The sequence below is a fragment of the Blastococcus sp. SYSU DS0617 genome (assembly GCF_054051075.1).
Genome location: NZ_JBJHAO010000006.1, coordinates 164215 through 179398, shown reverse-complemented (window position 1 = coordinate 179398; position 15184 = coordinate 164215). Strand labels below are relative to the sequence as shown.

At 72.7% G+C, this 15184-nt stretch carries 13 protein-coding genes; 4 read left to right on the top strand and 9 right to left on the bottom strand.

The window, feature by feature from the left end; all coding sequences use genetic code 11:
• Positions 1 to 12 precede the first annotated feature (12 nt).
• A complete protein-coding gene (locus ACI793_RS09500) occupies positions 13 to 4614 on the bottom strand; it encodes an ATP-dependent helicase (protein ID WP_456606134.1) in 4602 nt (1533 codons plus the stop codon).
• A 114-nt stretch (positions 4615 to 4728) separates the two neighbouring features.
• Between ACI793_RS09500 and ACI793_RS09495 the strand changes: the two genes are divergently transcribed.
• Positions 4729 to 6015: an MFS transporter gene (locus ACI793_RS09495; RefSeq protein WP_456606133.1), complete on the top strand. Its 1287-nt coding sequence runs from the start codon at positions 4729 to 4731 to the stop codon at positions 6013 to 6015.
• Here the strand turns inward: ACI793_RS09495 and ACI793_RS09490 are convergent.
• A complete protein-coding gene (locus ACI793_RS09490) occupies positions 6000 to 6110 on the bottom strand; it encodes an LPXTG cell wall anchor domain-containing protein (RefSeq protein ID WP_456606132.1) in 111 nt (36 codons plus the stop codon). The genes ACI793_RS09495 and ACI793_RS09490 overlap by 16 nt on opposite strands.
• Before the next feature lie 56 nt (positions 6111 to 6166).
• Between ACI793_RS09490 and ACI793_RS09485 the strand changes: the two genes are divergently transcribed.
• From ACI793_RS09485 to ACI793_RS09475, 3 genes are all read left to right on the top strand, one after another.
• A complete protein-coding gene (locus ACI793_RS09485; protein WP_456606131.1) occupies positions 6167 to 6361 on the top strand; it encodes a DUF3046 domain-containing protein in 195 nt (64 codons plus the stop codon).
• 217 nt (positions 6362 to 6578) lie between these two features.
• A complete protein-coding gene (gene recA, locus ACI793_RS09480; protein ID WP_456606130.1) occupies positions 6579 to 7610 on the top strand; it encodes a recombinase RecA in 1032 nt (343 codons plus the stop codon).
• A 106-nt stretch (positions 7611 to 7716) separates the two neighbouring features.
• A complete protein-coding gene (locus tag ACI793_RS09475) occupies positions 7717 to 8244 on the top strand; it encodes a regulatory protein RecX (protein ID WP_456606129.1) in 528 nt (175 codons plus the stop codon).
• Between the two features lie 94 nt (positions 8245 to 8338).
• Here the strand turns inward: ACI793_RS09475 and ctaD are convergent, their stop codons facing one another.
• The 7 genes from ctaD to ACI793_RS09440 all read right to left on the bottom strand — a co-directional run bounded on the left by ctaD (position 8339) and on the right by ACI793_RS09440 (position 15172).
• Positions 8339 to 10099 (bottom strand): aa3-type cytochrome oxidase subunit I, encoded by a 1761-nt coding sequence (ctaD, locus tag ACI793_RS09470; protein WP_456606128.1) that lies wholly within the window; start codon positions 10097 to 10099, stop codon positions 8339 to 8341.
• Between the two features lie 182 nt (positions 10100 to 10281).
• Positions 10282 to 10782: a hypothetical protein gene (locus ACI793_RS09465; RefSeq protein ID WP_456606127.1), complete on the bottom strand. Its 501-nt coding sequence runs from the start codon at positions 10780 to 10782 to the stop codon at positions 10282 to 10284.
• 77 nt (positions 10783 to 10859) lie between these two features.
• Positions 10860 to 11720, bottom strand: coding sequence for a phosphatase PAP2 family protein (locus ACI793_RS09460; RefSeq protein WP_456606126.1), 861 nt, complete (start codon positions 11718 to 11720; stop codon positions 10860 to 10862).
• Positions 11721 to 11849: 129 nt separating this feature from the next.
• A complete protein-coding gene (locus ACI793_RS09455; protein WP_456606125.1) occupies positions 11850 to 12752 on the bottom strand; it encodes an amino acid ABC transporter permease in 903 nt (300 codons plus the stop codon).
• Positions 12749 to 13402 (bottom strand): amino acid ABC transporter permease, encoded by a 654-nt coding sequence (locus ACI793_RS09450; RefSeq protein ID WP_456606124.1) that lies wholly within the window; start codon positions 13400 to 13402, stop codon positions 12749 to 12751. The genes ACI793_RS09455 and ACI793_RS09450 overlap by 4 nt, the downstream gene beginning before the upstream one ends.
• An 89-nt stretch (positions 13403 to 13491) precedes the next feature.
• A complete protein-coding gene (locus ACI793_RS09445; RefSeq protein ID WP_456606123.1) occupies positions 13492 to 14382 on the bottom strand; it encodes a glutamate ABC transporter substrate-binding protein in 891 nt (296 codons plus the stop codon).
• A 34-nt stretch (positions 14383 to 14416) separates the two neighbouring features.
• A complete protein-coding gene (locus ACI793_RS09440) occupies positions 14417 to 15172 on the bottom strand; it encodes an amino acid ABC transporter ATP-binding protein (RefSeq protein WP_456606122.1) in 756 nt (251 codons plus the stop codon).
• Positions 15173 to 15184: the final 12 nt, after the last annotated feature.

Genomic DNA, 15184 nt, shown 5'->3' with positions numbered 1-15184 from the left:
CGTGCGCCTCGGTCAGCCGCGCAGCCGGAGTCCGCGCGGCGTGGCGCTGAACCCGGCCGCCTGGAGTGCGGCGGACAGCGGAGTGGACTCGTGCACCGAGGCGCCGTCAGCCTTCTGGACCACCATGCGCCCCAGCGCCCCGGCGGCCACCGCGCTCGAGAGCGCCGTCGCCGCCTCCTTGAGCGTCTGCTCGTCCTCGGTCCAGGACAGGAGTGTCTTGCCGCCCCGCTCGACGTAGAGGACGAGTTCGCCGTCGACCAGCACGACGAGCGCGCCGGCCTTGCGCCCGGCCCGGTGCCCGGTGGCCCTGCGGGCCGATCCCGTGCCCTCGCCGACGTCGACCGCCTCGCCGCCGGCCGCCGTGAGCCGCTCGGGCCACGGCAGGGCGGCGCCGTACACGCTGGCCGGGTCGGTCGCCGCCAGGACGACGGCGCCGCCGGGCAGCCGGTCGGGGGCGGCGAAGCTGCGCAGCCGGTCCACCGACCCGGGGGTGCCGAACTGCGCGGCGCCCAGGGCCTCGACGAAGTAGCCCCGCCGGGCCCGACCGTTCTCCTCGAACGCCCGCAGCACCGGGTAGACCGCCGGGAAGCCACCGGCCACCTGCTCGGCCATCACCGCGCCACGGGTCAGCACGCCGTGCCGCTCGATGAGCGCCTCCGCCCGCGCGGTCGTCCGCCGGGTGGCGTTCGCCTCCCGGTCGGGGAGCCGCGACCAGCGGCCGGCCACCGAGGGCGGCCCGGTGCGGGTCGGCATCGCCGGCCGGCCCAGGCGGGTCCGCCCCGACCGGGAGCGGTCCAGGCGCGCCCGCGGCGGGGCGGCCGGTCGCCGGTGCGTGCCGCCGCCGCCCAGCCGGGTCCGCAGCGGAGCCAGGGTGTCGTTGGTCAGCGCACCGGCCCAGACGAGGTCCCACACCAGGTCGGCGAGCGCGGTGTCGTCGGTGGACCCGAGCAGGTCGGACAGGCCGCGGAAGAACAGCGCCTGGCCGCCGGCGAGCAGGTCGAGCAGCGGACCGCCGGCCTCCGGCAGCTCCAGCGGCTCGGGCAGCAGCAGGGGAGCCAGGTCGGCCGGCACCAGGCTGATCCAGCCGTCTCCGCCCGGCAGCCCGCCCGCGCCGGTCCACAGCACCTCACCGGCGCTGGTGAGCTCGTCGAGCATCGCGGGGGAGTAGTCGCGCACCCGGGCCGGGAGCACCAGGGACTCCAGCGCGCTGGCCGGGACGAGCGCGCCGGCCAGCTGCTCGACCACGGCGAGCACCCCGTCGGTGCCGCGCAGCCGGCCGCCGATGCCCTGCCAGGAGGGGGTGAAGCGGGCCAGCGTGCCGATCGGCACGGGCTCGACCTCCTGGCGCAGCTTGGCCAGGCTCCGGCGGCGGATGGACCGCAGCACCTCGGCGTCGCACCACTCCTGGCCGGTGCCGCCGGGCCGGAACTCCCCGGAGACCAGCCGGCCGGTGCTCGTGAGCCGCTGCAGCGTCGCGAGGACCACGGCCACGCCCAGGCCGAGACGGGCGGCCACCTCGGAGGGCTGGAAGGGGCCGTGGGTGCGCGCGTACCGGCCCACGAGGTCCCCGAGCGGGTCGCTCACCGGCTCGGTGAAGACCTCCGGCACACCGACCGGCAGGGCGGTGCCGAGGGCGTCGCGGAAACGGCCGGCGTCCTCGATGGCGACGTGCCGCTCCTCCCCGGCGATGCGCACGCGGAGGACCCGCCGAGAGTCCACCAGCTCGGTCAGCCACTCCTCCGGCACCCCGCGGGCGGCCGCCTCCGCGACGGTGAGGTCGCCCAGGCCCCGCAGCAGGTCCGAGGCGCCGTCGACGTCCCGGGGGTGCCGCTGTGCGGGGAGGCGCTGCAGCTCGGCCTCGATCTCGGCCATCGCCTCGCCGTCGAGCAGCTCGCGCAGCTCGGTGCGGCCGAGCAGCTCGGCGAGCAGGCCGGTGTCCAGCGCGAGGGCCTGCGCGCGGCGCTCGGCGAGCGGGGCGTCCCCCTCGTAGAGGAACTGGCCGACGTACCCGAACAGCAGCGACTGCGCGAAGGGTGAGGCCGTCTCGGTCTGCACGTCGGCCACCCGGACCCGGCGGGAGCGCACGTCGGTCATGAGCTCGACGAGGCCGGGCACGTCGTAGACGTCCTGCAGGACCTCGCGGGCGGCCTCCAGCGTGATCGGGAAGGACGCGAACTCGCTGGCCACGGAGAGCAGCTGCGCCGCGCGCTGGCGCTGCTGCCACAGCGGCGTGCGCCGGCGTGGGTCGCGGCGGGGGAGGAGCAGGGCCCGGGCGGCGCACTCGCGGAACCGGCTGGCGAACAGCGCCGACGTGCCGACCTCCGCGGTCACCTCCCGCTCCACGTCGTCGGGGTCGAGGACGGCGAGGTCGGCCTCGGGAGGCTCGCCGGTGGTGTCGGGCAGGCGCAGCACGATGCCGTCGTCGGAGTGCATGGAGGCGACGTCGACCCCGTACCGCTCCCGCAGCCGGGCGGCGAGCACGAGCGCCCAGGGCGCGTTGACCTGAGCGCCGAAGGGGGAGTGGACGACCAGCCGCCAGTCGCCCAGCTCGTCGCGGAAGCGCTCGACCAGGAGGGTGCGGTCGTCGGGGAGGTGGCCGGTCGCCGCCTTCTGCTCGGTCAGGTACGCGAGCAGGTTGGCCGCACCCCACTCGTCCAGGCCGGCCGCGCGGGCCCGCTCGAGACCTGCCTCGGGCGTCGCCGTCCCGACCTCCCGCAGGAAGGCGCCGAGCGCGCGGCCGAGCTCCAGCGGCCGGCCCGGTGCGTCGCCGTGCCAGAACGGCATCTTGCCCGGCTGACCGGGCGCGGGCGTGACGAGCACGCGGTCGTGGGTGATGTCCTCGATCCGCCAGGACGACGATCCCAGGAGGAAGACGTCGCCCACGCGGGACTCGTAGACCATCTCCTCGTCCAGCTCGCCGACCCGCCGGCCGCCGGTGCCCTCGGAGCCCACGAGGAAGACGCCGAACAGGCCGCGGTCGGGGATCGTGCCGCCGCTGGTCACGGCCAGTCGCTGCGCCCCGGCCCGGGCGGTGAGGGTGTCGGTGACGCGGTCCCACGTGAGGCGGGGACGCAGCTCGGCGAAGGCGTCGGAGGGGTACCGGCCGGCGAGCATGTCGAGGACGGCGTGCAGCGCGGAGTCCGGCAGCGAGCTGAAGGCGGCGGACCGGCGGATCAGCGCGGCGACCTCGTCGACGGTGCGCGGCCGCTCCGAGACGATGGCGACGATCTGCTGGGCGAGGACGTCGAGGGGATTGCGCAGGTAGCGGACGGACTCGATCGCGCCGGCCTTCATGCGCTCGGCGACCAGCGCGGACTGCACCAGGTCGCCCCGGTACTTGGGGAACAGCACCCCCCGGCTGACCGCGCCGACCTGGTGACCGGCCCGACCGACGCGCTGCAGACCGGCGGCGACGGTGGGCGGGGACTCCACCTGGACGACCAGGTCGACCGCACCCATGTCGATACCGAGCTCCAGGCTGGAGGTGGCGACGACGGCGGGCAGCCGCCCGGACTTCAGCGCCTCCTCCACGATCGCGCGCTGCTCGCGGGACACCGACCCGTGGTGGGCGGCGGCGACCGGCTGGAAGTCCTCCGGCGTGCCCCCTCCGGAACCGGCCTGGGCCATCAGCGCGGCGGCGTTGGTGCCCGGCGGGACCGGCTCCCCCGTGGCGCGCTCGTAGGCCAGCTCGTTGAGCCGGCTGGTGAGGCGTTCGGCCAGCCGCCGGGAGTTGGCGAAGACGATGGTGCTGCGGTGGGCCTCGACCAGGTCCAGCACCCGCTCCTCGACCGCCGGCCAGATGGAGCTGCGCGGCTGGTTGCCCGCCGCCGAGCCCTCGAGCTCCCCGGTGGGCTGGCCCAGCTCGCTCATGTCCTCGACCGGCACGACCACGGAGAGGTCCCACTGCTTGGTCGAGGTGGGCGCCACCACGCGCACCGGCCGGCCCCCGGTGAGGAAGGTCGACACCTCCTCGATCGGCCGGACGGTGGCCGACAGGCCGATCCGCTGTGCGGGGCGTTCCAGCAGCTCGTCGAGCCGGTCCAGGGTGACGGCGAGGTGCGCGCCACGCTTGGTGTGCGCGACGGCGTGCACTTCGTCGAGGATGACCGTCTCCACGCCGCGGAGCGCCTCCCGGGCGGCGCTGGTCATCAGCAGGAACAGCGATTCCGGGGTGGTGATGAGGATGTCGGTGGGTCGCTTGGCGAAGGCGCGCCGCTCGTCGGCCGGGGTGTCGCCGGAGCGGATGCCGACCCGGATCTCCGGGCGGGGCAGGCCGAGCCGTGCCGCGGCCTGGCCGATCCCGGTCAGGGGGGCCCGCAGGTTGCGCTCGACGTCCACCGCGAGCGCCTTGAGCGGGGAGACGTAGAGCACCCGGCAGCGCGACAGCTCGTCGGCCGGCTGCGTGGTGCTGAGCCGGTCCAGCGACCAGAGGAAGGCGGCCAGCGTCTTGCCGGAGCCGGTGGGGGCGACCACCAGGGCGTGCTCGCCGCTGCTGATCGCGTCCCACGCGCCGTCCTGGGCCGCCGTGGGCTGCTGGAACGCACCGGTGAACCACGCACGGGTCGGCTCCGAGAACCGGTCGAGCGTCGATGCGGGGGACGGACGGCGGGCCACGGAGCCAGTGTCCCCGTGGGGTACGACAGTTCGCCGGTCGTGACCGCCCCCCTGACCGGGACCCGCCCGGGAAAGGGCTGCGACCGGGGGGAGCGCCTGCGGCACACTGCCGGCATGCGACCGGCAGTCGAGCCCCTCGGGTCGCCCGACGTCGCCGAGGTCGCGGCGGTGCAGCGGCGCACCGTGCAGGTGCTGGGCGGGAGCGTGGCCCTCGCCGGGCTCGGCGTCACCGTCGGCATCACGGCCGGGGGCCTGCTGGCGCGCGACGTGGCCGGCACCGACAGCGCGGCCGGTCTCGGGCAGACCGCCGGCGTCCTCGGTGCGGCCGTCCTCGCCGTCCCCCTGGCCCGCATCAGCAGCTCCGCCGGCCGGCGCAGCGGGCTCGCCGTCGGCTACACCGTGAGCGTCCTCGGCGCGGTGCTCACGGTCGCGGCCGCCACCGCCTCCTCGCTGCTCCTCCTGCTGGCCGGGCTCTTCCTCTTCGGCGCGTCCACGGCGTGCGGTCTGCAGGCCCGGTACGCGGCGGCCGACCTGGCCGCGCCGGAGCACCGCGGCCGGGCACTGTCGCTCGTGGTCTGGGCGACGACGATCGGCTCGGTCCTGGGCCCCAACCTGGCCGCGCCGGGCGCCGACCTCGGCATCGCGCTGGGGCTGCCGGCCCTGGCCGGGGCCTTCGTCGTCTCGGCCGTGGTCTTCGCCGTCGTCGCCGTCGGCCTGCTGGCGCTGCTCCGGCCCGATCCGCTGCTGCTCGCACGGCGTCTGGGCGGGGGCACGGGCGCGCTGCCGGTGCGCACGGCCACCCGTCCGGCGCTCCGGGCGGTGTGGGCCACACCTGCCGGCCGGCTCGGCCTGGTGTCCGTGGTCGTCGCCCACTCGGTGATGGTCGGCGTCATGGTGATGACGCCGGTGCACATGGGGCACGCAGGCGGCACCGAGGACGCCGTCCTGCGCGTCGTCGGACTCGTGATCAGCGTGCACGTGGCCGGCATGTACCTCTTCTCCCCGCTCGTCGGCGCGCTCGCCGACCGGGTGGGCGCCCCGTCGGTCGTGGCGCTGGGGGGCGTCCTCCTGCTCCTCGCCACCGCCGTGGCGGGCACCGCCGGACCGTCGGACTCGATCCGGCTCGGGGTCGGGCTCCTGCTCCTGGGGCTGGGCTGGTCCTGCGGGCTCATCGCCGGGTCCACGCTCGTCACCGGCGCCGTGGACGCCGACCTGCGACCGACCGCGCAGGGCGGGACCGACCTGCTGATGGGCCTGGGCGCGGCGCTGTCCGGCGCCGTCGGGGGCCCGCTCCTGGCCTGGGGCGGCTTCGGGCTGGTCTCGGGGGTGTCGGCGGCGCTCGTCCTCCCGCTGGCCGTGGTGTGGGCCTCGGTCGCGCTGCGCCCTCAGCGGTCCCGGTAGTTCCTGATCAGCAGGACGAGCGCCGCCAGCAGTGCGCCGAGGATGCCGATCTGCAGCAGGACGTCGAGGGTCTCCGACCCGGTGCCAGGAAGCATGCCCGGACCCTAGGCGGGGAGAGCGCCCGGTGGCGGCCACGCGTTAGCGTCGGGGCGTGCGCCTGCAGGAGTTCTGGTCCCGTCTGGACGAGCAGTTCGGGGCGATGCGTGCCCAGAGCGTCTCCCGTGACCACCTCTTCTCCGACCTCGGCGGGCGCAGCGCGGTGGAGGCGATCGACGCCGGCGTCCCCGTGCGGAAGGTGTGGCTGGCCATCTGCGAGGCCTACGAGGTGCCTCCGAAGGAGCGCTGAACCGGCTCCGGCACGGGCCCGCCGGTGCCGGTGTGACCGGTGGTCCGCCGGTCGCACGACACGGGCGTGTCGGCCTGGCAGTCGAACACCTGTTCGGCCTACAGTGGCGTCCACAGGCGACCGGGATCTCCACAACCCCGGTCGCGATCCGAGAACTGTCGGTGGCTCGTCCTAGCGTCGGTCCCGACCCGCTTCCCGCGAACCGAAGGTGACCACCATGGCGACACTCGACCGCGACAAGGCCCTCGACATGGCCCTCGCCCAGATCGACAAGCAGTTCGGCAAGGGCTCGGTCATGCGCCTGGGCGACAGCCCCGAGGTGGCCATGAAGGTCATCCCGACCGGGTCCATCGCCCTCGACATCGCGCTCGGCATCGGCGGTCTCCCGCGTGGCCGTGTCGTCGAGGTGTACGGCCCGGAGTCCTCCGGCAAGACGACGGTCGCGCTGCACGCCGTGGCCAACGCCCAGGCGGCCGGCGGCATCGCCGCCTTCGTCGACGCCGAGCACGCGCTCGACCCGGAGTACGCGCGCGCCATCGGCGTGGACACCGACGCCCTGCTGGTGAGCCAGCCCGACACCGGTGAGCAGGCCCTCGAGATCGCCGACATGCTGATCCGCTCGGGCGCGCTCGACATCATCGTCATCGACTCGGTCGCCGCCCTGGTGCCCCGCGCCGAGATCGAGGGCGAGATGGGCGACAGCCACGTGGGTCTGCAGGCCCGGCTGATGAGCCAGGCGCTGCGCAAGATCACCGGTGCGCTGAGCAACTCCGGCACGACGGCGATCTTCATCAACCAGCTGCGCGAGAAGGTGGGCGTGGTCTACGGCTCGCCCGAGGTGACCACCGGTGGTCGCGCGCTGAAGTTCTACTCGTCGGTCCGCCTCGACGTCCGCCGGATCGAGACCCTGAAGCAGGGCACCGACGCCGTCGGCAGCCGCACCCGCGTCAAGGTCGTCAAGAACAAGGTGGCCGCGCCGTTCAAGCAGGCGGAGCTGGACATCCTCTGGGGACAGGGCTTCAGCCGCGAGGGCGGGCTCATCGACGTGGGTGTCGAGCAAGGCTTCGTGAAGAAGTCCGGTGCTTGGTACACCTACGACGGCGACCAGCTCGGCCAGGGCAAGGAGAACTCGCGCAACTTCCTGAAGGACAACCCCGACCTCGCCGACGAGCTCGAGAAGAAGATCAAGGAGAAGCTCGGCATCGGGCCCCAGCTGGACGCGCCGGTGGCCGACCCGGTCGACTTCTGACCCGGTGACCGACCGTTCGGGTGGGCGCCGCCGCGGCTCCGGGAACTCCTGGGGCACGCGGCGGCGACCCACCCCGGCTGACGGCGCCCACGGACCGGCGGAGGAGATGACCGACCCCGAGTCCGTGGCACGGAACCTCTGCCTGCGGGCGCTGACGGGCGCACCGAAGACCCGGCAGCAGCTGGCCGATCTCCTGGCCCAGCGCGACGTCCCCGAGGACGCGGCCGAGGCGGTCCTCGACCGTCTCGCCGAGGTGGGGCTGATCGACGACGAGGCCTTCGCCCAGGCCTGGGTCAACTCGCGTCAGTCCGGTCGCGGCCTGGCCCGCCGGGCGCTGAAGGCGGAACTGCGCGCCAAGGGCGTCGACGACGACGTGGCGGCCACCGCCGTGATGGCGGTCGACGACGACGACGAACGAGAGACCGCGCGCCGGCTGGTGGAGCGCAGGCTGCCCGGCATGCAACGGCTGGACCGTGCGACGGCGACCCGGCGCCTCATGGGCATGCTCGCGCGCAAGGGCTACAGCGGTGGCCTGGCCGCCGGGGTCGTGCGCGAGGCGCTGGACGGCGCGGGTGCGGCTGACGTCGCGGTGGCGGAGTTCGACGACCTCGACGAGGACGCCCTGCTTCCCTGACCGTCCCGTCGCACCAGCGAGGCCCCACACACGAACCAGCGAGGCCCAGAACCGCGACGGTTCTGGGCCTCACTGGTTCAGGCGGCGTGCGCGATCAGGTGGGGTCCGGGTCCTTCGGACCCTGGCGGGGACCGGCGGTGGCGCCGATCTCGCTGACCCCGGCGTAGGGCTCGTGGCGCTTGCCGGCGTGGGCCTCGGCCTGGAGCCGCTCGGTGAGGTGCGGGTAGTGCGCCTCGAAGGCGGGGCGCTCGGAGCGGATGCGGGGGATCTCCACGAAGTTGTGCCGCGGCGGTGGGGAGGAGGTGGCCCATTCCAGGGAGTTGCCGTGGCCCCACGGGTCGTCGCGCAGGGCGAGCTTGCCGTACTTCCAGGAGCGCACCACGTTGTAGATGAACGGGATCACCGAGGCGCCCAGCACGAAGCTGAAGATGGTGGAGATCATGTTCAGCGTGGTGAAGGCGTCGGTGGGCAGGTAGTCCACGTAGCGGCGCGGCATGCCCTCGTTGCCCAGCCAGTGCTGCACCAGGAACGTGCCGTGGAAGCCGATGAAGGTCAGCCAGAACTGCAGCTTGCCCAGCCGCTCGTCCAGCATCCGGCCGCACATCTTGGGGAACCAGAAGTAGATGCCGGCGTAGGCGGCGAACACCACGGTGCCGAACACCACGTAGTGGAAGTGGGCGACCACGAAGTAGGAGTCGTGGACGTGCCAGTCCAGTGGCGGGGAGGCCAGCAGCACACCGGTCAGCCCACCGAGCAGGAAGGTGACCATGAAGCCGATGGAGAACAGCATCGGCGTCTCGAAGGTCAGCTGACCCCGCCACATGGTGCCGATCCAGTTGAAGAACTTCAGCCCGGTGGGAACGGCGATCAGGTAGGTGAGGAACGCGAAGAAGGGCAGCAGTACCGCGCCGGTGGCGTACATGTGGTGCGCCCACACCGCCAGGGACAGGAAGCCGATGGCCAGCGTGGCCCCGACCATGCCCTTGTAGCCGAACAGCGGCTTGCGGGCGAACACCGGGATGATCTCGGTGACGATGCCGAAGAACGGCAGCGCGATGATGTACACCTCGGGGTGGCCGAAGAACCAGAACAGGTGCATCCACAGCATCGGCCCGCCGTTCTCGGCCGAGTAGATCTGCGAGCCCAGGTTCCGGTCGGACAGCAGCGCGAACAGTGCCGCGGTCAGGATCGGGAAGGCCAGCAGGATCAGGATCGAGGTCACCAGGGTGTTCCAGGTGAAGATCGGCATCCGGAACATCGTCATCCCCGGCGCCCGCAGGCACACGATCGTGGCGATGAAGTTGACCCCGCCCAGGATCGTGCCCAGACCGGAGACGGCCAGCCCACCGATCCACAGGTTCCCGCCCACCCCGGGGGTGTGCACCACGTTGGACAGCGGCGTGTAGGCCGTCCAGCCGAAGTCCGGCGCCCCACCGGGGGTCGCGAAGCTGGAGATGACGATCAGGCTGCCGAACAGGAACAGCCAGTACGAGAAGGCGTTCAGCCGCGGGAACGCCACATCCGGCGCACCGATCTGCAACGGCATGATCAGGTTCGCGAACGCGAAGAACAACGGCGTCGCGAACATCAGCAGCATCAGCGTGCCGTGCATCGTGAACAGCTGGTTGTACTGCTCCGGGGACAGGAACTGCAGCCCCGGCCGGCCCAGCTCCGCCCGGATCAGCATGGCCATCAGGCCACCCAGGACGAAGAAGACGAACGACGTCGTCAGGTACATCAGGCCGATGGTCTTGTGGTCCGTGGTCCGCAGCAGGTTCGACAACCGCGACCCGCGGGTGGGGGTCTCCGCCGGGCTCGGCCGGCTCACGATGGGCCGCGGTGCGATGGCGGTCATGCGGCGGCTCCCACGGAGACGCGGGCGCACGCCCGGCGGTCGGAGATGCAGCTGCCGGACATGGTCGGCCCCCGGGGTTCAGTGACGTGGCGCGGTCGAGGCTCCGCTCCTGCGAGCGGCTCCCTATGGTCGCCTACGCGCGCGGGTTCGGACACCTGGGGGGTCCCCGCGTGGCGGGCTCCTCAGCCCGCGGAGAGCCAGGCGGTCAGGTCCACCGCCACGCCGTCGTGGGCATCGGGGTCGGGTACCAGCCAGGCGCCCTCGCGCACCTGGCCGTCGGCCAGCCAGCGGGCGATGTCCCGGCCGAAGGCCGACTGCGCGCCGGCCGAGGGGGTGCCGACCGCGCCGACGAAGGTCACGTCGGTCACCTGCCCGTCCGCGTGGCGCAGCACCACGCGGCAGCGGGCACGACGGTGGCGGGCCGGCGGTACGGCCTCGCGGACGACGGCGGACTCGGCCCCCGCGGCGGCGGCGAAGCCGGTGGCGGCGCTCCGCAGCCGGCTCACGAAGCGCTGGGCGTCGTCCATGGGGACGTCCGGGTCGGCGACGGCGAGCGCGAGAGCGCCGGCGCTGGCGACGGTCTCCAGCGGCAGCGCGCTGTCGATGGCGGCGCGCGGAACGGGGGGCAGGCTGCGGCGCCGACCGGCGTGGATGGTCTCCATGGTGACGGACAGTGTCGCCACGCCGGAGGGGGTGCGCCGGGGGGCGCGCCGACGGTGGGGCGACTGGGACGAACGGGTCGCTCGGGTGGGCTCGACCCTCAGACGTGCGCCGGATGAGCGGGGTCGGCAGGCACCGGCGCCGGCTCCGGCGCACGTCCCGCCGCGGTACAGGCCAGCTGCACGACGACGGCGCCCAGGCACAGCACGACCACTCCCGCGGCGACGTCGAGCAGGTAGTGGTTGCCCGAGCCCATCACGACGAAGAACGTGCTCACCGGGTAGGCCACCGCCACGACGCGGACCCAGGTGCGGCGGACGAGCAGGACCAGCACCACTCCGCACCAGGCCGCCCAGGCGCAGTGCAGCGAGGGCATCGCGGCGAACTGGTTGGAGATCGCGTCCGAGCCCGGCGTGCCGGACGCCGGCCACCAGCCCCAGCTGGAGGTCTGGCTCATGACGTCGACGAAGCCCTCGTCGCCCAGGAGCCGCGGGGGAGCGGTCGGCAGCCAGTAGAAGCCGATCAGCGCCAGCGCGGTGGTGATCATGAGGACGCCGCTGGCCGCGCGGTACCGGGTGGGGCGCCGCAGGAAGAGCCAGGTGAGCACCGCCGGGGTGACGAGGAAGTGCAGCGTCGCGTAGTGCAGGGCGACCGCGCCCGCGACGACGTCGGTGCGGTGCACCCAGTCGTTGAGTCCGCGCTCGAGCGCCAGGGCCCAGGCGTCCTCCAGGGCGAGGATCTCCCTGCCGTTCGCGTAGGCGCGGCCGACGACGTCCCCGACGCTGTTGCGCACCAGTGAGTAGACGCCGTACAGGACGGCGAGGAGGAGCACCTCCACCCACCACACCGGGCGGGAGAACGAGCGGAGGAGGGCCGATCCGGCGGTCGGGCGGCCGCCGACCGCCGCGGGGCCGGACGACGTCCGGGCGCCCACGCCGGTCGGCGCCAGAGTTGCGGTCACGTCCCACTCATCTCGTCAGCGGCGTCTTGCTGCCTACTCCATCGGAGGATCCACAGCAGTTCTTGACCTGTCGGCGGCCGAATGTCGGGGTGCTCCGGCATCCCCGCCGCCCGGACGAGACCAGGAGGATCAGGCGCCGCCGCCGACCGGCACCACGCCGGCGCCCGTGCGCTCGGCACCCGGGGAACTCGCCGCACGGCCCTGGCGCCGCTCGATGTACTGCGCCAGCCGTCCCAGCGAGTAGTTGATGGCGATGAACAGCAGCGCGATGACGAAGAAGGTCTGGATCGGGTTGTCGAGGTTGCGCTGGATGCTCCTGCCATTGCTGAGCAGCTCGTCGTAGTTCGCCACGAAAGCGACCAGCGAGGTGTCCTTGAGGACGACGACGAGCTGGCTGATGATCGCCGGGAGCATGGCCCGGAAGGCCTGCGGCAGCAGCACGATGCGCATGGTCTGACCGCGCGTGAGACCGGTGGCCAGCGCGGCCTCGCGCTGACCCTTGGGCAGGGAGGCGACGCCGGCCCGCACGATCTCGGCGAAGATCACCATGTTGTAGGCGGTCAGGCCGATGACCAGGCCCCAGAACACCTGCCCGCCGGGGAGACCGCTGAGGTCGAGGCCGACGTCGTCCAGCACGCGCACGCCGATGTAGATGAGCACGACGACGGGCAGTCCGCGGAAGATCTCCACGACGGCGATCAGCGGGAGCCGGCCCGCCCGCCCCCACGAGAGCCGGGCGACGGCGATCAGCGTGCCGAGCACGACCGACAGCACCATCGCCACGACGGCGGCCTTGATGGTGTTGACGATGCCCTCGGCGACGAGACCCCAGACGAGGTCGAAGGACTCGTCCGACGGATCGATCCACGGCCCCCACGACTCCATGGAGAACTGGCCCCGGTCGGCCAGGCGCCGCACGACCACGAACGCGAGGCCCAGGAGGACCAGCACGGCCACGACGGTGCCGATCGCGGTCCGGCGACGTGCCTTCGGTCCCTGCGCGTCGTAGAGGACGCTCGTCTCCTGGCTCATCGGACGATCGCCACCCGTCGTTCGACGACCTGCAGGACCGCACCGGCCGGCAGGGTGATGATCAGGAACCCGACGGCGACCCCGCCGACGAACACCGGCAGGGTCTCGTACCCGAGTGCGCTGGTCAGTCGCTGACCGACGCTCCAGAGGTCGCCGCCCACGCCGAAGGCGCCGACGACGGCGGAGTTCTTGAACATGGCGATGATGACGCTGCCCAGGGGCGGCACCACGGTGCGCAGCGCCTGGGGGAGGATGACGAAGCGCAGCGTCTCGGAGAACTTCAGGCCGATGGACCGTGCCGCCTCGGCCTGGCCCGCGGGCACCGAGTTGATCCCCGAGCGGATCGCCTCGCAGACGAAGGCCGAGGTGTAGAGCACCAGCCCGAGGACGCCGAAGAAGAAGAACGACCGGTTGATGCCGATCTCCGGCAGGCCGAAGGCGCAGGCGAAGAGCACCACCGACAGCGGGGTGTTGCGGAAGGTCGTCACCCAGAACGAGCCGAAGGCGCGCAGGGGTGGGACGGGGGAGACCCGGCAGGCGGCGATCACGACGCCCAGGAGCAGGGACCCGATCATCGCCACCACGATGATGCGCAGCGACGTCAGGAACCCGTCGATGAACAGGTCGAGGTTGTCGAAGACGGCGTCCATGGGTCCTTCCTCCTCCCGGGTGTGTTTCTCTGCGCGCGTCCGCGGCCGGCCGGCGTGCGCCGGCCGGCCGCGGAGCGGTGCTCAGTCGGTCAGACGCACTCGGCGGGCTCGGGCAGCTCGGGGGTCTGGGTGCCCTCGATCTGTCCGGCCGTGGACTCCCATGCCTCGATGTAGGCGTCCTCGTTCTCCTGCAGCGTCTCGTTGATGAACTCGCAGAACGCGACGTCACCCTTCTCGATGCCGATGCCGTAGGGCTCCTCGGTGAACTGCTCGCCGACGAGCTTGAACTCGCCGTCGGACTCGGAGACGAAACCGAGCAGGATGACGTTGTCGGTGGTGACGGCGTCGACCTGGCCGTTGCTCAGCGAGTCGGCGCACTGCGAGTACTCGTCGAAGAGGGTCAGCTGGCTGGCCGGGTCGGCCAGGTACTCGCGGATCTGCTCCGCCGGGGTGGAGCCGGTGACCGAGCAGACCTTGAGGTCGGGGTTCTCCTGGAAGGACTCGGGCCCGGTGATCTCGTCGTTCTCGTCCAGCACCATGATCTGCTGGCCGGCCTCGTAGTACGGGCCCGCGAAGGTGATCCGCTCGGCACGCTCGTCGTTGATCGTGTAGGTGGCGACGACCATGTCGACCTCGCCACCCTCGATGACCTCCTCGCGCACCGCGGAGGGGGTCTGCTCCCACTGGATGTCCTCGGGGGCGATACCGAGCTCGGCGGCGATGATCTTGGCGACCTCGACGTCGAAGCCCTCGAGCTCGCCCTCGAGGTTCTCCAGGCCGAAGCCGGGCTGGTCGTACTTCGTGCCGATGGTGATCGAGCCCGCCTCGGCGAGCTCGGCCATGGTCGTGCCCTCCTCGAACTCCGGGGACTCGGCGACCGGCACGTCGGTGCCGGCGTCGTCGTCGTCGCCACCGCAGGCGGCGGCGGTCAGGGCGACGACGGACAGGGCGGCGACCAGGGCGGTGCGGCGGAACTGCATGGGTTCGGTCCTCTCGCTGGGTGGTGCGGGGTGTTCAGTGGGTGAGGATCTTGGACAGGAAGTCCTTGGCCCGGTCCGACTGCGGGTTGGTGAAGAACGTCTCCGGCTCGGCGGTCTCGACGACCTTGCCGCCGTCCATGAACACGACGCGGTTGGCCGCGCGGCGGGCGAAGCCCATCTCGTGGGTAACCACGACCATCGTCATGCCGTCCTTGGCCAGGCCGACCATGACGTCGAGGACCTCGTTGATCATCTCCGGGTCCAGCGCCGAGGTGGGCTCGTCGAAGAGCATCACCTTGGGCTCCATGGCCAGGGCGCGGGCGATGGCCACGCGCTGCTGCTGACCGCCGGAGAGCTGCGCGGGGTACTTGTCGGCCTGGTTGGCCACGCCCACCCGCTCGAGCAGTTCCCGGGCCCGCGCGTCGGCCTCGGCCTTCGGCTTCTTGCGGACCTTGACCGGCCCCAGCGCGACGTTCTCCAGGACCGTCTTGTGCGCGAAGAGGTTGAAGCTCTGGAACACCATGCCGACGTCGGCCCGCAGCCGGGCGAGCTCCTTGCCCTCCTCGGGCAGCAGCGCGCCGTCGATGGTGATCTCGCCGTTGTCGATGGGCTCCAGCCGGTTGATGGCGCGGCACAGCGTCGACTTGCCCGAGCCCGAGGGCCCGATCACGACGACGACCTCGCCCCGGCCGATCTCCAGGTCGATGTCCTGCAGGACGTGCAGTTCGCCGAACCACTTGTCGACGCCGGACAGGCGGACGAGAGGCTCTCCGTTCGGGCGGCTGGTCACCTCCGGGACACT